The sequence below is a fragment of the Xylophilus sp. GW821-FHT01B05 genome, assembly GCA_038961845.1.
In the GTDB taxonomy this organism is placed as follows: Bacteria; Pseudomonadota; Gammaproteobacteria; order Burkholderiales; family Burkholderiaceae_C; genus Xylophilus.
In genome coordinates this window covers 4391103-4409940 of record CP152408.1, presented here as the reverse complement: position 1 = coordinate 4409940, position 18838 = coordinate 4391103, and the positions used below count along the sequence as shown (strand labels likewise).

The following is an 18838-nucleotide window of genomic DNA, read 5'->3' as shown; positions in this document are numbered from 1 at the left end:
GGTTTCGCATGAACTTCTTTCTCCAACTGCTTTTCGCAGGGGTCTGTGTGGGTGCTGCCTACGCATTGATCGCCATGGGCCTGTCGCTCACGTTCTGGACCACCAAGACTCTGAACTTCGGTCAGGGCTCCATCCTGATGCTGGGAGCGGTAGCGGTCACAGCGCTCATGGCCGCCGGGCTTTCTGCGCTCCCAGCCGTCACTCTCGCGCTGCTGGGGACCGGCATTCTGATGCTGGTGGTCGAGCGCGTTGCGATCCGCCCGCTGCTCCGCTCGGACGAGAGCATGGGCTGGGTGGTCTCGACCCTCGGGCTCGGCTTCTTCGTGCAAGGCTTCGTCGCCAAGTTCTTCGGTTCGCAGGCGATCTCCGTGCCGTCGATCATCTTTGACAGCATGTCCTTTGTCTCCATTGCTGGCGTGCAGGTGTCCGCGCAATCGCTGTCGGTGCTGGTCGTATCGGCCGCACTCATGGTCGGCATGGAGGTCTTCTTGCGCACGAGTGCCTGGGGCCGCGCCGTTCGGGCCGTGGCGCACGATGGCGCGGCAGCTTCGCTGGCGGGGGGGCCTGTGCGGAAGGTCGTGATGATCTCCTTCATCGCTAGCGGCGTGCTTGCAGGCCTAGCAGGTGTTCTGCTTTCGCAGATCAACGGAACGGTCGATCCCGCCTTCGGCTTCAACCTGATGGTGTTCGGCTTCGTGGCCGCCGTGTTTGGTGGCATGGGCAGCGTGCTGGGCGCGATGGTCGGCGGCGTGACGCTTGGCGTGATCGAGAAGCTCGTCGGCGGCTATGTGTCGTCCTCTATCGAGAGCGCGATGGCCTTTGCCATCCTCATGGTCATTCTGGTGTGGCGGCCCCAAGGGCTGTTCGGCCAGGCAGAGATCAACAAGGTCTGAGCATGCCCGAAGCTTTCAAAGCCAAGTTGGCCTTCGTGGGGCATCCCCTTTTCGGCCTGACACTGGTTCTGGCATTTGGTATCGGTGCTGAGTTCGCGTCAGGCTCGACGGTGCAGATATGGTCGTTCGTGCTCGTGAACGTTCTCATCGCGCAGAGCATCAACGTGCTGACCGGTGTTGCAGGGCAGATATCGCTCGGCCATGCCGCGTTCCTGGGCATCGGCGCCTATGCCTCGGCCCTGTTGTCGAAGGAATATGGCTTCCCATTTCCACTTGCCATGATGGCCGCCACGCTGTTGAGCGCTGCCACGGGCTGGCTGCTCTCATTTGCCGGTCGCCGCGTGCGCGAGTTCTATCTCGCCATGATGACGCTGGGCTTCGGGATGATTTTCTACGAAGCGATTCGCGAATGGACGGCCGTCACCGGTGGCGTTGCAGGGCTCAGCGGCGTGCCGTCCCCTGCACTCAAGACGCTGAGCCTGTTTGGCTATGGCATCGGTCCCGTCGGCTACTTCCAGTTTGCACTGGTGACGACGGCGCTCGTGTTGTGGCAACTGCGCAATTTCCTCATGAGCCGCTATGGGCGGGCATTTTTTGCCATCCATGCCTCCGAGGTGGCCGCGGGCAGTATCGGCGTGGACCGCAATGGCACCAAGCGGGAAGCCTACACGCTGAGCGCCGCACTGATCGGCCTGGCCGGGGGCATCTATGCCCATCTCGTCGGCTATCTGGGGCCTGAGTCCTTCGGGCTGCATCGCTCGGTCGAGGCGCTGGTGATGGCGGTGGTAGGCGGCCTGGGAACGCTCTCCGGCCCGATCCTCGGCGCGATCGTATTCACCTATCTCCCGGAGAGGCTGCAGGTCTTCGCGGATTGGCAGTTCATGGCGTACGGGCTGCTGCTCCTGGTGTCGTTCATCCTGCTGCCCAAGGGGATTGCGGGCCTGCTTCTGCCACGCACGCGGTACATCAAGGCGTCTGTGCTGGAGGCACCGAAGACGACGGGCTCCATGGATGCCGCTGCGCCGAGCACTGCCGGACCGCTGCTCGTCGTGAAGGACATCGCCTTGAGCTTCCTGGGTCTGCGCGCACTCGACGGCGTCAGTCTGGATGTCCGCCCCGGACAGATCATTGGACTGGTCGGACCGAACGGCTCAGGGAAGAGCACGCTCGTCAACGTCATCAGCGGCATCTACAGGCCTTCCGAAGGCGCCGTGATCTTTGACGGCCGTTCCATCGCCGGGTTGCGCGACCATGTCGTTGCCAGGCTTGGTGTGCTGCGCACCTTCCAGGACCCGCGGCTCGTCAAGTCCTTCACGGTGCGGGAGAACGTGATGCTCGGTGTGCACCGCCTCTATCGCCAGGGGCGCATCGCCGCCGCCCTCGATCTGCCTTCGGCCCACCGCGAGGAGTCCGCCATGTTGAGACGGGTCGCGGAGGCCATCGACATCGTCGGCCTTTGCGCCTTGGCAGACACGCCCGTCAGGGACCTGCCGTATGGCGACCAGCGCATGACGGAGCTGTGTCGGGTGCTGGTGGCCGCACCGCGTCTTGTGCTGCTCGACGAGCCAGCTGCCGGGTTGTCCGAGGGGGAGCTCGCGCGCTTGGCGGAGGTGATCCGCATCCTGAAGCGCCGTGGCGCGGCAGTGGTTCTGATCGAGCATCACATGGACTTCCTCGACGATCTGGTCGATGAAGTCGTGGTCCTGGAGAGCGGGAAATTGATCTACCGCGGATCAATGGAAGGCATGTATCGCAATGCCTCGGTGGTAGCTGCCTATCTCGGTACCGAAGTTCGCCTGGAGACTGAGCATGCTTGAGGTCAAGGACCTGTCCGTGCGCTACGGACCGATCGCTGCCGTGAACAACTGCAGCATCCAATGCGCCGAGGGCACGACCACGGCCATCCTTGGCGCCAACGGTGCCGGCAAGTCTTCGCTCATGAAAGCGATCTCCGGACTGGCCCGCCCCAGCACGGGCGCAATCCTGCTCGACGGTACCGACGTCACTTCTCTGGCGCCGCACCTCCGAGCCCGGCTCGGCATCGTGCATGCAATGGAGGGGCGCAGATTGTTCCACCGGATGACGGTCGAGGAGAACCTGCGTCTTGCGTGGGACTTCCGGCGGGGCCCGCGACCCTTACGGCAGGCCCTGGACCAGACCTACGCGCGCTTTCCGATCCTGGCCGAGAAGAGGTCGCTACAGGCAGGACTCATGTCGGGCGGGCAACAGCAGATGTTGATCCTTTCGGCCGCGCTCATGCACCGCCCTCGCTGCCTTTTGCTCGACGAGCCGTCGCTCGGCTTGGCGCCGTTGATCGTGCAGCAGATCTTCTCGGTCATAGACGACGTGCGGCGCGACAACACGATCGTGGTGCTGTGCGAACAGGTCGCCGCCCTGGCGCTTCGCGTGTCGCAGCAAGGCTACGTCCTGCGCCGCGGCAACGTGGTCCAGCACGGTGATGCCAAGACGCTGGCAGCCGACACCGGTCTGTCCGCAGCCTACCTCGGTGCCTGAGAAACCGTGGCCGCCCCGCTTTCCGTCCCATCCACCCGGCAGCGCCAGAGCCGCGCTGCCGACAACCCATCGAGAAGCGACATCAAGATGAAAAAAGTCAAAGAGAGGCCGAATGCCTTGCCGCTCTACCGAACCATGCTGCTCATCCGCAACGTTGAGGAGAGTCTTATCAAGCTCTTCTCCGACAGCGAGGTACCTGGCTTCATTCACCTGAGCCTGGGTCAGGAAGGTGTCGCGGCGGGCGTCATGTCCGCACTGGATTCACGCGACTCGATGGCCACCACGCACCGCGGACACGGCCATGTGCTTGCACGCGGCCTCGATCTCGACTTGTTCTTCAAGGAGATCATGGGCAAGGCCGGTGGTATCTGCGGTGGCCGCGGGGGATCGATGCACGTGGCAGATATGCAGATGGGCATCCTGGGCGCCAACGGCATCGTCGGCGCGGGCATCCCCATCGCACTGGGCAGCGCGCTTGCCCATCAAGTGCGTGGCACCGGCGGTACAGCCGTGGTCTTCTTCGGCGATGGGGCAATGGCAGAAGGCGTGCTGCATGAGACGTTGAACATCGCATCGCTCTGGAAGCTGCCGCTGCTCCTCGTGTGCGAGAACAACGGTTGGTCGGAGTTCTCTCCCACCGCGCTCCAGTTCGCGGCCAAGCTCAAGGACCTTGCCAGTGCGTTTGGCATCCCGCACACCCTGGTCGAAGGCAACGATGTGGCGGCCGTTGATGACGCCGCCACCGCGCTGGTTGCGGCGATCCGGAGCGGTACTGGCGCCCAGGTGCTGGAGTGCGTCACGCACCGGGTGCGCGGGCACTACGAGGGCGACCCGCAGAAATACCGCAGCGCCACCGAACTCGCCACGGGCATCGAGGCCGATCCCATTCGGCGCGCGCGCGGCGCGCTGGTCGAGGCTGGCCATTCGCCGTCTGTGCTCGACGGCATTGAGCACGAGGTGCTGGCGCTGGTCGAGGCAGCCGTTGGGCGCGCGCGTGCCGACGTGCAACCCGACTTCGAGGCGGCTATCGCCGATGTGTATACCCCGGCAGCCGCGCCGATCGAAAGCCGAGCATGAGCAATCCAGCACGTGAGATGAAGTATTTCCAGGCTGTAAACGAGGCCTTGCGTGACGCCATGAAAGCTGACCCCTCCGTGATGCTTTTGGGCGAGGACATCGCCGCCGCGGGCGGCTCGTTCAAGGTTACGCGAGGTCTGCTGGACGAGTTTGGTCCTGCGCGCGTACGCGACACGCCGATCTCGGAGGCGACGATTGCATCCATGTGCGTGGGTGCTGCGATGACGGGCCTGCGGCCCGTGGCCGAGATCATGTTCATGGACTTCGTCACCCTGACCATGGATGCCCTGGTCAACCAGGCGGCCAAGGCCCGCTTCATGTTCGGCGGGCGCAGCAGCGTGCCGATGGTGCTGCGCACGCCACACGGCGGTGGCTTGAGCGCAGGCCCCCAGCACTCGCAATGTCTCGAGGCCTGGTTTGCGCACGTACCGGGTCTGAAAGTGGTGTGTCCCTCGACACCCGGGGACGCCTATGGGCTGCTGCGTGCATCCATCGACGACGCCGACCCGGTGGTGTTCATCGAGCACAAGGCCATGTATGGCGTCAAGGGCCTGGTCACGCCTGGCGAGGCCATTCCCATCGGAAAGGCGCGCGTGGCCAGAGAGGGGCGTGACGCCACCATCGTCACCTACGGGGCGACTGTCGCGACGTCAATTGCCGCTGCGGCGGAACTCGAGAAGTCCGGTGTGCAGGTTGAGGTCATAGACCTGCGGTCGCTCCAGCCGTGGGACAGCGCCACTGTCTTCGCTTCCATCGCGAAAACGCACCGCGCCATCGTCGTGCACGAAGCCGTCCAGGCCTTCGGTGTCGGCGCAGAGATCGCTGCAGCCATCGCAGACGAGGCCTTCGACGAGCTCGACGCACCGGTGGTGCGGGTCGGCGCGCCCTTCATGCCAGTGCCCTTCGCCAAGTCGCTGGAGGCTGGCTACGTCGTGACCGTCGACAAGATCGTCAATGCCGTTCGACGCACGCTGGCATGACCCGATCAAAAGCTCTACCCCCAACCTTTACCGGAACACACCCATGACCGAAAAAGCCATTCTTGCCGAGACGCGCGGGGCGGTGGGCCTGCTCACCATCAACCGTCCCAAGACCCTGAACGCACTCGACGTTCCCACGCTGCTGGAGATGGAGGCCGCCCTTACGGCGTTCGAGGCAAGCGACGGCGTGCGGGTGATCGTCATCACGGGTGCCGGAGACCGCGCCTTCGTGGCCGGTGGCGATATCGCCGACCTCGACAGCCGGCAGGGCTTGGCGCACTACCAGGAGTTTGCCGAAGTCATTCACCGCGTGTTCCGGCGCTTCGAGGATTGCGACAAGCCCACCATCGCCGCCGTCAACGGCTGGGCGCTGGGTGGCGGCACGGAGTTGCTGCTCACGCTCGATATTCGTCTGGTCGCGAATGAGGCCAAGCTGGGACTGCCAGAGATCATGCTCGGCCTGTTCCCCGGCGCGGGCGGCACACAGCGGATCATCCGGCAAATCGCTCCCTGCCGAGCCAAGGAGCTGATGTTCACGGGTGACCAGATCACGGCCGCAGAGGCGGTCGGATGGGGTCTGTGTAACCGCGCGGTTCCCCGGGCAGACCTGATGCAAGAGGTGTTCGCGCTCGCTGATCGCATTGCGCTGAAGTCGCCCCTGACCTTGAAGCTGCTCAAGCGCAGCCTGCGCCAGGGCATTGAGATGCCGCTCGGTGCTGCGCTGTCGTACGAGCAGGCCATGATCGGGCTGGTACTCGACTCGAACGATGCCCACGTCGGCTGCCGGGCGTTCCTGGCCAAGCAGACGCCTGAATTCAAGGGGAACTGAGCCGTGCGCCGCGAAGTTCTTATGCCCAAGCTGGGCCTCACCATGACGGAAGGCGCCCTGGCGGAATGGATGCTGGAGCCCGGCGCCACCTTCAAGGCCGGGGACGGCCTCTTTGTCGTGGAGACCGATAAGGTCGCCAACGAAGTGCCAGCAGATTCGGACGGCACCCTGGTCGAGATCGTGGTCCAGGTCGGCGAGACGGTGGAGGTAGGCGCGGTCATCGGCTATATCGACGATGGCGCCGCTGCTACGGCTGAAAGCAAGAGCGCGCCTGCAGCCGCACCCGCTGGCGACAGCGTTGTTGCGACGCCTGCTGTCACCCCCCAGTCCACAGCTGCAGGCGTTGTGCCCGCCGCGGGCAACGGCCAACGTGTTGTGGCGACACCGCTGGCAAGGCGCATCGCGGTGCAGCTCGGCGTGGCATTGAGCGGAATCGCCGGCAGCGGGCCACGCGGCCGGATCAAGGCTGCGGATGTGCAAGGCGCCGCGAGTGCGCCGGCCCGTGTGCCGTCGTCGGGCGCACCGAATGTGCAGCCCCCGACTGCCACACCGATCACTGCGCCGCTTGCCGGCACGCGGGTGAAGCCCACGCCCATGCAGTCGACCATCGCGCGGCGCTTGACGCAGGCCAAGCAGCAGGTGCCGCACTTCTACCTCGCAGCCGAGGTCGAGGTCACTCGGCTCAATGCCTTGCGTCTCGAACTGAACGCGATCGCCGGGTATCCGAAGGTCACGATGACGCATCTGCTGGTAGCGGGTGTCGCTCGTGCCCTGCAGGCGCTGCCCGAGTTCAATCGCGTCTGGACAGACGACGCCATCGTCGCCTTCGGAAGTTGCGATGTGGGCGTGGCGGTAAATACTGACCGAGGGCTGTTGGTTCCCATCGTCCGAGACGTCGGGGCGCGTCCATTCAGGGAGCTCTCGTTCGCCGTCCAGGCGTCTGTAGAGAAGGCGCGCAGCGGCGCATTGACCGGTGCCGACATGGCGGGCGGCGCGATCAGCATCTCGAACGCCGGAATGTTCAACGTTACCTACATGACGCCGATCATCAATCCGGGTCAGTCGCTGATCCTCGGTGTGGGCAGCGTGCGTGAAGTCTTCAGACCCGACGCGCAAGGCCAGCCGGCGCTGCGCCGTGAACTCGGCCTGGTGCTCGCCGGTGATCACCGCATCTTCGACGGTGTCTCGGGGCTGCGTTTTCTCAACGCGGTCGTGCAGGGCCTTGAACAGCCCTTGGGCCTGGTGGCTTGAACGCAATTGGAGCGCATGTCATGAATAGCCCTTCACTCCGCCCACACCCGACCGACTCTGCTGTGTCGATCGACCTGGTATCCCTGTCGCCCAAGGCGGTCGAGACCTACTACATACCCCGGGCGGTAGCCGTCCAGTCAACGGCAACTGCGGAGGCTTTCGCATGAGTTCGGCACCATACGACGTCGTCATTGTGGGCGGCGGGCCTGGCGGCTATGTCGCAGCCATCCGCGCGGCGCAGCTGGGCCTGCGCACCGCATTGGTCGAGCGCGAGCAGCTCGGGGGCATTTGCCTGAACTGGGGTTGCATCCCGACCAAAGCGCTCCTGCATGCGGCCGAGATCTGGCGGCATGTGAAGCATGCGAGCGATTTCGGCATCCAGACCGGCGCGCCCAGTTTCGACTTTGCCAAGATCGTCGCGCGATCACGGCAGGTGTCGGGCAAGCTCACGCAAGGTGTCCGGCACCTCATGAAGAAGAACAAGGTCGATGTCATCGAAGGCGTGGCGCGTCTGGACGGCCCGGGGGCCGTGAGCGTCATCGGCAAGGCCGGCGAGCGCAGGCTCGAAGCCTCGCACATCGTGCTCGCGACTGGCGCGCGGCCCAGGGAGTTTCCCGGTGCCCCGGCCGACGGTGTTCGTGTGTGGAACTATCGCCACGCGCTGGCGCCCAGCAATCTGCCGAAGTCGATGGTGATTGTTGGTGCGGGCGCAATCGGCATGGAGTTCGCCAGTTTCTATGCGGCGTTCGGCACCGCCGTGACCGTCGTCGAGGGGCGAGAGCGCGTCCTTCCGTCGGAAGACGAAGAGGTGTCCGCCTTCGTCGAGAAGGCCTATCGCGCGCAGGGCGTGGATGTGCGCACCGGCGTGACGATCGAGAAGATCGAGCCGGGAAGTGATTCGGCCCTCGTGCACTTGCGCACCGCGTCGGGCGTAGAGACCTTGAGCGCGCAACACGTGCTTGTGTCCATCGGCATCGTCGGCAACATCGAAGCCCTGGGCCTGGAGCAGACCAAGGTGGTGCTGGAATCCGGCCACATCCAGACCGACCCTTGGGGGCGAACCGCAGAGCCAGGCATCTATGCCATCGGCGATGTGGCGGGAGCCCCCTGGTTGGCGCACAAGGCGTCGCACGAGGCGATCGCGTGCATCGAACATATCGTGGGGATGGAGCAGGCGCATCCCCCGTCAATCGACTGCATCCCGTCGTGCACTTATGGGCATCCGCAGACGGCCAGTGTCGGCCTCACAGAGAAGGCAGCGCGGGCCGCCGGACGAAAGATCCGTGTCGGCCGATTCCCTTTCCAGGGCAACGGCAAGGCCTTGGCAATTGATGAACCCGAAGGCTTCGTGAAGACCTTGTTCGATGCCGACAGCGGCGAGTTCCTGGGTGCCCATTTGGTCGGGCCGCAGGTCACCGAACTGATTCACTCCTTCGGCCTGGCGCGCGTCATGGAAGCGACGGAGGCCGAGCTGATGCAGACGGTCTATCCGCACCCCACGCTGTCGGAGACGCTCCACGAGTCGGTGCTGGCGGCATTCGACCGCGTCCTTCACATCTGACGGGGATAGCGCGGCGCTGTCTTCGATCCCGACTTGCCAGCGCTGCTGCTGGCGAGGCGAAAAAGCTTGAAATCCGAATAACTCCAGAGGCAAAAGATGGACTTCCAACTCAACGACGAACAGAAGATGATCGCCGACAGCGCGCGCAAGGTGGGCGAGCGCTTCGGCCTGGATTATTGGCGCGAGAAGGACAGTGCCAAGCAGTTTCCGCAGGAGTACTGGCAGGCGGTGTGCGACGCCGGGTTGGGTGGCGCCGCACTGCCCAGCGAGTTCGGCGGGAGTGATCTCGGTGTGCTGGAGCTGTCACTCATTATCGAGAACCTGTCGGCCGCAGGCGGCGGATCGACCGTGGGGCAGCTGTTCATGATCAACTCGATCTTCGGCGGTGTGTCGATCTCCCGCTTCGGTACGCCTGAGATGAAGGCCGAACTGCTGCCCAAGCTGATCGCTGGCGAGATCAACTTCTGCATGGCGCTCACCGAACCCGATGCCGGAAGCAATTCCCTTGAGATCAAGACCTTCGCGGAACAGGATGCCGAAGGCTGGATCCTCAATGGCCGCAAGATATGGATCACGGCGGTGCCGGATGCACAGAAGATGCTCGTTGTTGCCAGGACGAAGAAGCTTGCGGACTCGAAGTCGCGCACCGACGGGCTCTCGATGTTCATGATCGACGTTGACCGCGAGGGCCTGACCCACTCGGCGATCGACAAGGTCGGCACGTGGACTCTGGCATCGAGCAGCGTTTTCTTTGACAGGGTGCGTATTCATCCGCACGAACTCGTGGGCACCCTGCATGGGGGATGGCGTGAACTGCTGGATGTTCTCAACACCGAGCGCATCGTGACGACAGCGGCCCTGGTGGGTACGGGCGAACTGGCGATCAAGCTGGCTGTCCAGTATGCCAACGACCGCAAGGTCTTTGGCGACAAGCCCATCAGTGCCTACCAGGGGCTGCAATTCCCGTTGGCCCAGTGCCATGCCGAGGTAGAGGCCGCTCGCCTGCTGAACCACAAGGCCGCGGCCAACTATGATGCCGCGCAGCCCTATGGCAGCGAGGCAAATGCGGGCAAGCTGCTGGCGGCGCAAGCGGTGGCCCGCGCCACCGAAAGGGCCATGCAGACCATGGGCGGAATGGGCTACGCGAAGGAGTATCACGTCGAGCGCCTTTGGCGCGACTGCAGGCTGTTCCGCTTTGCGCCGATCTCTGAGGAGATGATCCTGAACTTCATCGCCATGCACGATCTTGGTATGCCAAAGTCCTACTGAAGGACGAGAGCGCTATCTTGCAAACGACCGGAACTCCATCATGCTTTCGTTGAGTGCCTCCGTCCTCTTTCACGCCCGCGCAACACCGCAACGGCTCGCCATCGTTTACGGCCCCGAACGGGTGACCTATGCCGCCCTGGGTGAACGCATCCATGCGTGTGCCCGTTTGCTTCGCGCCAGGGGCATTGCCCCGGGTGACGTGGTCGGGTTGTTGATGAAGAACAGCAGCGCCTTCCTGGAGCTGAGCCTGGCGGTGAGCCATGTCGGCGCCGTCCTCCTGCCACTCAACTACCGACTGGCGGCCGACGAAGTCAGCTACATCCTCGGGCACGCACAGGCCCGGCTGCTTTTCGTGGACGAGGAGCTCACCGCATCGGCGCAAGGCTTCGCCGCCACGATCGTGGTCGATGAAAACGCGCAATCTGATGCGTCGACACTCGCGCCGCCGGGCAACGAGGCGGTGCCCGCGCATGAGAACACGCCGGACACGCTGTATCGGCTGATGTACACCTCAGGCACCACGGACCGTCCCAAGGGCGTGATGCACACCTACGGCAATTTCTACTGGAAGAGCCTCGATCACATGATCGCGCTCGGACTCTCTGCTAGTGACCGCTTGCTCGTCGTCGGGCCGCTGTATCACGTCGGCGCGTACGATCTGCCGGGCGTTGCGCTGCTGCTCGTCGGCGGCATGCTTTGCGTCCTGAGGGAATTCGATCCGGCGGGCGTGCTGGCATCGATCGAGCGCGAGCGGCTGACCTGCGGATGGATGGCGCCTGTGATGCTTCAGCGGGTGCTGACCTGTCCTCAGCGCGGCGACTTCGATGTGTCCAGCCTGCAATGGATGATCGGCGGCGGTGAGCGCACGCCAGAAGAGCGCATCCGCAGCTTCACCGATCTCTTTCGCCAGGGGCGCTACATCGACGCCTTCGGGCTGACGGAGACCTGCTCGGGCGACACGCTGATGGAAGCCGGCATGGAGCTCAAGAAGATCGGCTCCACGGGGCGAGCCTTGCCGCACGTTGCCATCGAGATCCGGGACTTCGATGGCAGCGTTCTGCCCGCTGGCCAACAAGGCGAGATCTGCATCCGCGGACCAAAGGTGACGCCAGGGTACTGGCGTGAGCCGGAGAAGACGAAGAACTGCTTCTATCCCGGCGGCTGGCTGCGCACCGGTGACGTCGGCCTCCTCGATGCCGATGGCTTTCTATTCCTCACAGACCGCATGAAGGACATGATCATCAGCGGTGGCGAGAACATCGCCTCGTCAGAAGTGGAGCGCGCGCTCTATCAGTTGCCTCAGGTGTCGGAGGCGGTGGCGATCGGCCTGCCGGACGAGCAATGGGGCGAGCGCGTGGTCGCCGTGCTGGTCCTGCATCCGGGCATGGCCCTGAGTGCGCAAGAGGTGGTCGCACATTGCAGGACGCTGCTCGCGGGCTTCAAGCTACCTCGCCAGGTCGTCATCCGCGATAACGCCTTTCCGCGCAACCCATCGGGCAAGGTACTGAAGCGTCTTCTGCGTTCGGAACTTGGCGTGGAGACCTCGCCCCGTGTCGACCAGCCCGTCGGGTCCTGACAGATCTTCGGCACGCGCCATAGCCTCTGGTGCCGTCCCAATCACTCAGGAGTGGCCATGTGCCGGCACCGGCGTTCCCAGGTGCGCCATCTCCTGCAGCATGCATTGCCGCGCATAGCGCGCGAACAAATCCACCAGGCGGCTGCGGCTGTGATAAGGCGGGTAGAGCAGGGCGGCGGTGACGGGGACTGCCTGGGTGAACGGGCGCACCACGATGCCGCTGCCGCCGACTTCCTCGGTGGCGGCCAGCGGGTTGACGATGCTGATGCCCAGGCCAGCGCCGACCATGGCGCAGATGGATGCGCCCAGGCTTGCCTCTGCCACCAGCAGGCGCCGCACGTCGGCTTCGCTGAACAGCGCGTCGATGCGGTCACGCAAGGCGGTGCCGCCCGAGAACGAGATGAAGGGCTCGCCGGCGAAGTCCTCTACGCCTAACTGCTCCAGCCGCGCCAGGCGATGGTCTTGCGGCAGCACGGCCACGCAGTTCATGCTGAGCACCGGCTCGACCTGCACGCCGCTGCTTTCTTCTGACAGCAGTGCCAGGCCCAGGTCGCACAGGCCCGTGCTGACCCAGTCATGCACGGCGCCGGCATTGCCGGACTGGATCGACACCATCACCTCGGGGTAGCGCGTCTTGAACTGCGCCACGACACGCGCCAGCAGGCCGCCCGCCAGGCGCGGCATGGCCGCCACTGACAGTCGCCCGGCGCTGAAAGCGCGGATGCCGGCCGCGGCGGATTCGAGCCCGGCCAGACCGACGAAGGTCTTCTCGACCTCGCGGTAGAAGCGCGAGCCATCCAGCGTGGGTGTCAGCCGGCTGCCCTTGCGACTGAACAGCGTGAACTGGGCGATCTTCTCCAGTTGCCCGATCAGGCGGCTGATCTGCGGCTGCGATGTATGCATGCGGCGCGCGGCCTCGGTCATCGATCCCGTGACCATCACCGCCCGAAAAGCTTCGATGTGCCGCAGCGACATCCTGGAATCGGTCATATCAAATGTGAATAGATGGATATCCAAGTGGAATTGGGCAAAAGCATAGCGCTCCCGGATACTGGCCACAAGCGAGGACGGACCCGTACCAATTCAGATGGACTTGCCCGACATGGCATGAGGAACATTCGGATGAAAGCTTCTGCGGTTTTATTTGCATCTGCCGTGCTGAGCTTCAGCGCGTTCTGCTCGACGACTGCATGGGCCGACGGTCGGCTGGACAAGATCAAACAGTCTGGCGTGCTGGTGCTGGGGCATCCGGAGTCGTCCGTGCCGTTCGCCTATCTGGACGACAAGCAGACGCCGGTGGGCTATAGCGTGGAGATCTGCCAGGGCATCGGCCAGCACATCCAGAAGACGCTTGGCCTGCCCAAGCTGGAGCTGCGCTACAACCCCACGGCCTCGGCCACGCGGATTCCGCTGCTGGCCAATGGCACGATCGATCTGGAGTGCGGCAACACCACCAACAACATCGAGCGCCATAAGCTGGTGGCGTTTGCGCCCACCACCTTTGTGGCAGAAGTGGTGCTGATGGCGCGCAAGGATGGCGGCGTCAACGTCGACGACCTGGCCTCCTTCCGTGGCAAGGCGATCACTGCGCAGGCCGGTGGCCAGACCTTCCGCCTGGTGTCACAGTTGAGCGCCAAGAATGGCTATGGCATCACGGTGATCCCGACCAAGGACACGGCCGAAACCTTTCTGATGGTGGAGAGCGGGCGTGCTGCGGCCTCGGCGCAGGACAGCGGCCTGGCCTATGCGTCCGTGGCCTCGTCGCGCAGCCCGGGGGACTTCGTCATCAGCAAGAAGGGGCTGGAGCCCGCGCCTTACGGGATCATGGAACCCAAGGACGATCCGGCCTTCAAGAAGGTGGTGGACGAAGCCGTGGTCGCCATGATCAAGAGCGGCAAGGTGGCGGCGCTCTACCAGAAGTACTTCATGTCGCCGATCCCGCCCAAGCAGATCAATCTCAATTACCCAATGAGCGACATCCTCAAGCGGGTGCTCGCCAACCCGACCGATTCGGGCGACCCGGCGCTCTACCAGTAAGCCTGCCAGCCGCCAGATCGGGACGCTACCGATGAACTACGACTGGAGCTGGGGCGTCTTCCTTGAGCCGTCGCTGGACGGTTCCCGCGACTACCTGCAGATGCTGTTTGTCGGTGCCGGCTGGACGCTGATGCTGGCCACCTGCGCCTGGACCATCGCCCTGCTGCTGGGCAGCCTGATCGGCACCTGGCGCTGCGTGAGCAGCAAGCCGCTGAAGCTGGTTGCGACCATCTACGTCGAGGTGTTTCGCAACATCCCGCTGCTGGTGCAACTGTTTCTCTGGTACTTCGTGGTGCCGGAATTTCTGCCGCGCAGCCTCGGCCTGGCGATCAAGCAACTGCCGCACCCGTGGAGCGCGTTCTGGCTGGCGGTGCTGGCCATGGGCTGCTATGGCGCGGCACGGCTGGCGGAGACCTTGCGCTCTGGCATCGAGTCACTGCCGCGCGGCCAGTTGCAGGCGGCGCGCGCCATGGGGCTCAATGAGTTCCAGTGCTATCGCCACATCATCCTGCCCGAGGCCTTTCGCATCATCCTGCCGCCGATGACCTCGGAAATGATGGGCGCCATCAAGTACTCGTCGGTGGCGCTGACTGTCGGCCTGCTGGAGCTGACCGGGCAGGCCCGCTCCATGGCGGACTTCAGCTTTCATATCTTCGAGGCCTTTTGTGCCGCGACCATCGGCTACCTGGTGATCAATGGTGCGGTGAGCCAAGGCATGCGCCTGCTGGAGCGCCGCGTGGCAGTGCCCGGCATGATTGGCGCCGCGCCCAAGGGTGAGGTCTGACATGGGCCATTTCGACCTGAGCGCCATCGTCTCGGCCCTGCCTTACCTGCTGCAGACCGGGCTGAGCTTTACCCTGACGCTGACCGCGCTGGCGGCCGTGATGGGCATTGCGCTGGGCACCGTGCTGGCAATGCTGCGCCTGTCGCCGCTGAAGCTGCTGGCCTGGCCGGCCGCGGTGTATGTCAACGTGATGCGTTCGGTGCCGCTGCTGCTGGTGATCTTCTGGTTCTACTTTTTGATGCCCTATATGGGCGCCTGGGTGCTGGGGCAGTCCAGCCCGGTGCAGGTGGGCGCGTTCAAGTCGGCGGTGATCACCTTCACGCTGTTTGAGTCGGCCTACTTCTGCGAGATCGTGCGTGCCGGCATCCAGTCCGTATCGCGCGGCCAGGCGGCTGCTGCCATGGCGCTGGGCATGCGGCCGGCGCAGGTCATGGTCGGCGTGGTGCTGCCGCAGGCCTTTCGCAACATGACGCCGGCCATCCTGACCCGCATCGTGCTGCTGTTCCAGGACACCTCGCTGGTCTATGTGCTGTCGCTCACGGATTTTCTGGGCGCGGCCTCGAAGATCGGCCAGCGCGACGGCCGGCTGGTCGAGATGTACATCTTCGTCGCGCTGGTCTACCTCGTGATCTGCTTTGCGGCCTCGCGCGGCACGGCATTCTTGGCCCGGCGCAACCGCTACCAGCATTGATTCCCATGAACCCCGATTTCAAGCCCGCGAAGGACCCGTTCGCGCACATGTTTCCCATCGATCTGCGTAGCGACACCGTCACCCGTCCCACGCCCGAGATGTACCAGCGCATGCTGGAGGCACCGATCGGCGATGACGGGCTGGATGGCGACCCGACCGTGCGCGAGCTGGAAGAAACCGTCGCCAGCCAGCTCGGCAAGCAGGCCGGCCTGTTCGTGCCCAGCTGCACCATGGCCAACCTGCTGGCAGTGCTGGCGCAGGGCGGGCGCAATGAGCAGGTGGTGCTGGAGGCCACTGCGCACATGTACACCTCCGAGCGCGGAGCCGCCACCTTCACCGGCCTGTTCTACCTGCCGGTGCCCGGGCAGGCCGGCGCGATGGACCTGGCCCGGCTGGAGGATGCCGTGCAGGGCGGCAGCCACAAGCTGAAGACGGCCCTGATTGCCATCGAAAGCTCGCACAACAACGCGGGCGGTGCCGTGCTGCCGCTGGAGCACATGCGCGGCGTCCAGGAGATCGCGCAGCGCCGGGGCATTCCGGTACATCTGGATGGGGCGCGCATGTTCAATGCGGCCACCGCATTGGGCGTGGCGCCGTTGGACGTTGCGTGTTTTGCGGACACGGTGTCGGTCTGCCTGTCCAAGGGGCTGAGCGCGCCGGTGGGCGCGGTGCTGGCCGGTGCCCGTGCCGTGATCGACAAGGCGCGCGGCCTGCGCCGCATGATCGGTGGCACCCAGCGCCAGGCGGGCATCATGGCCGCAGCCGGGCTGGAGGCGGTGCGCCATATGCACGGGCGTCTTGGCGAAGACCATGCGCGTGCGCGCCGGTTCAGCGACCAGCTCAACGCCGCCGGCCTGCCGGTGCGCGCGTCGCTACCCCAGACCAACATCGTCCAGGTCGACGTATCTGCCACTGGTCGCAGCAGCCATCAGTGGGTAGAGGCATTGGATGCGCAGGGCCTGCGTGTGCGCCCGTGGGGCAGCGGCCTGTTGCGTTGTGTCATGCACCGGCATATCGCGGATGCGGACATTGAGCGGGCGGAAGAGATTTTCCGCAGAGTCGCGAGATAGAAAACTTGCCGGGCTGCGCATTTGGGCAGGCCCGGCACTTTCTCGCCAGCCGCGATGGCGTGGCGCCATCGCAGCTTGGGGGCGCTATTTACAGCGCTGCGTCCTTGAGCTTCTTCAGGGCGCGGGCCTTGATGCGCACGGTGGCGGGCTTGGCTGCGAATTCGCGCTCAACGCCGGTGAACGGGTCCTTGCCGATGCGCTTCTTCTTGGCGGGGATTTGTTGCACGCCGATCTTCAGCAGGCCGGGCAGCGTGAATTCACGTGCGCCCTTCTTGTGGACTGCGCCGAGGATGGTGGCTTCCAGTGCGGCGAGCACGGCCTTGACGGACTTCGGCTCAACAGCGGCTTGCTCAGCCAGGTGCGTGATCAGGCCGGCCTTGGTGAAGCTGTCCTTCACGGGCTTGGGGCTGGCGGCAGGGGCCTTGGCCGCGACGGGCTTGGCAGCGGGGGCGGCGGCCTTGACGGCCTTCTTTGCGACGGGTGCTTTTACGGTTTTGACGGTCTTCTTTGCAGTTGCCATGATGTGATGAAGTAAGAAAGTTGTTGTTGTCAGGGGCTTTGGGGCCGCCCGGACGCAGACTGCGTCGGCGTGGATTTTACCGAGGGGTGCGCCGGCATGCGCGGCGAGATGTGTGGCTGTGGTGTTTCACACAACTGTCTTGTGCAACGGCAAGACTTCGGGGGTGTTGTACTTTTCGTAACCGATCCCCCATGCGACTTCTGTCCCTGCGCCTGTCCACCAAGCTGTGGCTTGCCGTTGCCTGCATCGTGGTGCTCCAGTTGGCGTTGGTGGCCTTCACCACTTTGCATGCGCCGCAGGTGCAGGCACGCGGCGCGGCGGCGCTGGCCGAGCGCATCGGGCGCATCCAGGCGGCCAGCCGTTGGCTGGGGCTGACCGAGGCCAACGCGGCGCGCGCCGAGGCCACCATCCTCAGCAGCGAGCCCGAGATCGGCGAGGCCTTCAAGGATGCAGTGGCGGCCACTGATGCGCAGATCGCCCAGGTGCGTGGGCAACTGGAGCAGATGGGCCTGCCGCAGGAAGACCAGGCGCAGATGGCGCGCATCGCAGACGGCCAGCGCAAGGTGGCCGAGCTGCGCGCCAGCGCCGACAAGTTCAAGGACACCGGCCAGCAGAACAAGGCACTGGAGCTGTTTCGCGGCCAGTACCAGCCGGCCGTGGCCGTGTATTTGAAGGGCTTGCGCGACTTTGTCGCCATGCAGGAGCAGGCCACCGCCCAACTGCAGCAGTTTTTGGCGGATGAGCGCACTACCGCCGCGCGCATGCTGGCCGGCGGGGCTTTGCTGATGCTGCTGGGCCTGGCGCTGGCGGCTGCCGCTCTGATCCGCAGCATCCTGCGCCCGCTGGCCGAAGCCAATGCGCTGGCCGCGCGCATCGCCGCGGGCGACCTGAGCACCGTGCTGGAGGTGCAGCGCGAGGACGAGTTTGGCGCGCTGCTGCGCTCGCTGCAGGGCATGAACGCCTCGCTGGCCGGCATGGTGCGCCAAGTACGGCAAAGCACCGACAGCATCGCCGTGGCCAGCGCCCAGATCGCTGCCGGCAACCAGGATTTGTCGCAGCGCACCGAGCAGGCCTCCAGCAGCCTGCAGCAGACCGCTTCGGCGATGGAGCAGCTCACCGGCACGGTCGAGCAGACGGCGGGCAGCGCGCAGCAGGCCAGCGCCCTGGCCACGGCCGCGTCAGACATCGCGCAGCAGGGCGGCGCGCTGGTGCAAGAGGTGGTGCGCACCATGTCCGAGATCGATGCCGGCAGCCGCCGCATCGCGGACATCACCGGCGAGATCGACGGCATTGCCTTCCAGACCAATCTGCTGGCGCTCAACGCCGCGGTGGAGGCGGCCCGCGCCGGTGCGCAGGGCCGTGGCTTTGCCGTGGTGGCGGGCGAGGTGCGCAACCTGGCGCAGCGCAGCGCCAAGGCGGCCAGCGAGATCAAGGCGCTGATCGGTGCCTCGGTGCGGCAATCGGCCTCGGGGGCGAAGCTGGCGGGCACGGCGGGCGGCACCATGGACGACATCCTGCGCTCGGTGCAGCGCGTGACCGCCATGGCCGGCGAGATCACCGCTTCGACCAGCGAACAGAGCGTGGGCATTGCGCAGGTGAATGGTGCCGTCGGCATGCTCGACCGCATGACCCAGCGCAACGCCGCGCTGGTGGAAGAGAGCGCTGCCGCCGCGCACAGCCTGCGTGAGCAGGCGCGGCAACTGGCTGGCGCGGTGGGCATGTTCCGGCTGGAGGCGGGCGCTGCCGAATCTGGCGCATCCCCTTTGCTGCTGCCTGCGTAATGCTA

The 18838-nt window shown here is 65.0% G+C and carries 17 protein-coding genes; 15 read left to right on the top strand and 2 right to left on the bottom strand.

The window, feature by feature from the left end:
* Positions 1 to 8: 8 nt before the first annotated feature.
* The 10 genes from AAFF27_20510 to AAFF27_20465 all read left to right on the top strand — a co-directional run bounded on the left by AAFF27_20510 (position 9) and on the right by AAFF27_20465 (position 11950).
* On the top strand, positions 9 to 893 hold the full coding sequence (locus tag AAFF27_20510; protein ID XAH22379.1) for a branched-chain amino acid ABC transporter permease: 885 nt from the start codon (positions 9 to 11) through the stop codon (positions 891 to 893).
* Positions 894 to 895: 2 nt separating this feature from the next.
* Positions 896 to 2710, top strand: coding sequence for a branched-chain amino acid ABC transporter ATP-binding protein/permease (locus AAFF27_20505; protein XAH22378.1), 1815 nt, complete (start codon positions 896 to 898; stop codon positions 2708 to 2710).
* On the top strand, positions 2703 to 3407 hold the full coding sequence (locus AAFF27_20500) for an ABC transporter ATP-binding protein (protein XAH22377.1): 705 nt from the start codon (positions 2703 to 2705) through the stop codon (positions 3405 to 3407). The genes AAFF27_20505 and AAFF27_20500 overlap by 8 nt, the downstream gene beginning before the upstream one ends.
* Positions 3408 to 3494: 87 nt before the next feature.
* Positions 3495 to 4484, top strand: a complete 990-nt coding sequence (locus tag AAFF27_20495) for a thiamine pyrophosphate-dependent dehydrogenase E1 component subunit alpha (protein XAH26278.1) — start codon at positions 3495 to 3497, stop codon at positions 4482 to 4484.
* A complete protein-coding gene (locus AAFF27_20490) occupies positions 4481 to 5464 on the top strand; it encodes an alpha-ketoacid dehydrogenase subunit beta (protein ID XAH22376.1) in 984 nt (327 codons plus the stop codon). Before AAFF27_20495 ends, AAFF27_20490 begins: the two co-directional genes overlap by 4 nt.
* Before the next feature lie 43 nt (positions 5465 to 5507).
* Complete coding sequence (locus AAFF27_20485; GenBank protein ID XAH22375.1) at positions 5508 to 6293, top strand: enoyl-CoA hydratase/isomerase family protein; 786 nt, start codon at positions 5508 to 5510, stop codon at positions 6291 to 6293.
* A 3-nt stretch (positions 6294 to 6296) separates the two neighbouring features.
* Complete coding sequence (locus AAFF27_20480; protein ID XAH22374.1) at positions 6297 to 7544, top strand: dihydrolipoamide acetyltransferase family protein; 1248 nt, start codon at positions 6297 to 6299, stop codon at positions 7542 to 7544.
* Between the two features lie 163 nt (positions 7545 to 7707).
* On the top strand, positions 7708 to 9105 hold the full coding sequence (lpdA, locus tag AAFF27_20475; GenBank protein ID XAH22373.1) for a dihydrolipoyl dehydrogenase: 1398 nt from the start codon (positions 7708 to 7710) through the stop codon (positions 9103 to 9105).
* Between the two features lie 96 nt (positions 9106 to 9201).
* Positions 9202 to 10374: an acyl-CoA dehydrogenase family protein gene (locus AAFF27_20470; protein XAH22372.1), complete on the top strand. Its 1173-nt coding sequence runs from the start codon at positions 9202 to 9204 to the stop codon at positions 10372 to 10374.
* A gap of 40 nt (positions 10375 to 10414) precedes the next feature.
* Complete coding sequence (locus AAFF27_20465; GenBank protein ID XAH22371.1) at positions 10415 to 11950, top strand: AMP-binding protein; 1536 nt, start codon at positions 10415 to 10417, stop codon at positions 11948 to 11950.
* Positions 11951 to 11995: 45 nt separating this feature from the next.
* Here AAFF27_20465 and AAFF27_20460 read toward each other — a convergent pair whose 3' ends face one another.
* Positions 11996 to 12940, bottom strand: a complete 945-nt coding sequence (locus tag AAFF27_20460) for a LysR substrate-binding domain-containing protein (GenBank protein ID XAH22370.1) — start codon at positions 12938 to 12940, stop codon at positions 11996 to 11998.
* 165 nt (positions 12941 to 13105) lie between these two features.
* Here AAFF27_20460 and AAFF27_20455 point away from each other — a divergent pair, with 165 nt between their 5' ends.
* Genes AAFF27_20455 through AAFF27_20440 form a run of 4 tightly spaced genes read left to right on the top strand, consistent with a single transcriptional unit; the run spans position 13106 to position 16532 of the window.
* On the top strand, positions 13106 to 13987 hold the full coding sequence (locus AAFF27_20455; protein ID XAH22369.1) for an amino acid ABC transporter substrate-binding protein: 882 nt from the start codon (positions 13106 to 13108) through the stop codon (positions 13985 to 13987).
* A 31-nt stretch (positions 13988 to 14018) separates the two neighbouring features.
* Complete coding sequence (locus AAFF27_20450; GenBank protein XAH22368.1) at positions 14019 to 14771, top strand: amino acid ABC transporter permease; 753 nt, start codon at positions 14019 to 14021, stop codon at positions 14769 to 14771.
* Position 14772: 1 nt separating this feature from the next.
* A complete protein-coding gene (locus AAFF27_20445; protein ID XAH22367.1) occupies positions 14773 to 15462 on the top strand; it encodes an ABC transporter permease subunit in 690 nt (229 codons plus the stop codon).
* A 5-nt stretch (positions 15463 to 15467) separates the two neighbouring features.
* Positions 15468 to 16532 (top strand): GntG family PLP-dependent aldolase, encoded by a 1065-nt coding sequence (locus AAFF27_20440; GenBank protein XAH22366.1) that lies wholly within the window; start codon positions 15468 to 15470, stop codon positions 16530 to 16532.
* 88 nt (positions 16533 to 16620) lie between these two features.
* On the opposite strand, the gene AAFF27_20435 is transcribed toward AAFF27_20440, so the two are convergent.
* Positions 16621 to 17052, bottom strand: a complete 432-nt coding sequence (locus AAFF27_20435) for an HU family DNA-binding protein (protein ID XAH22365.1) — start codon at positions 17050 to 17052, stop codon at positions 16621 to 16623.
* Positions 17053 to 17243: 191 nt separating this feature from the next.
* Between AAFF27_20435 and AAFF27_20430 the strand changes: the two genes are divergently transcribed.
* Entirely contained in the window at positions 17244 to 18833 is a 1590-nt protein-coding gene (locus AAFF27_20430) for a methyl-accepting chemotaxis protein (GenBank protein XAH22364.1), read from the top strand.
* Positions 18834 to 18838 lie beyond the last annotated feature (5 nt).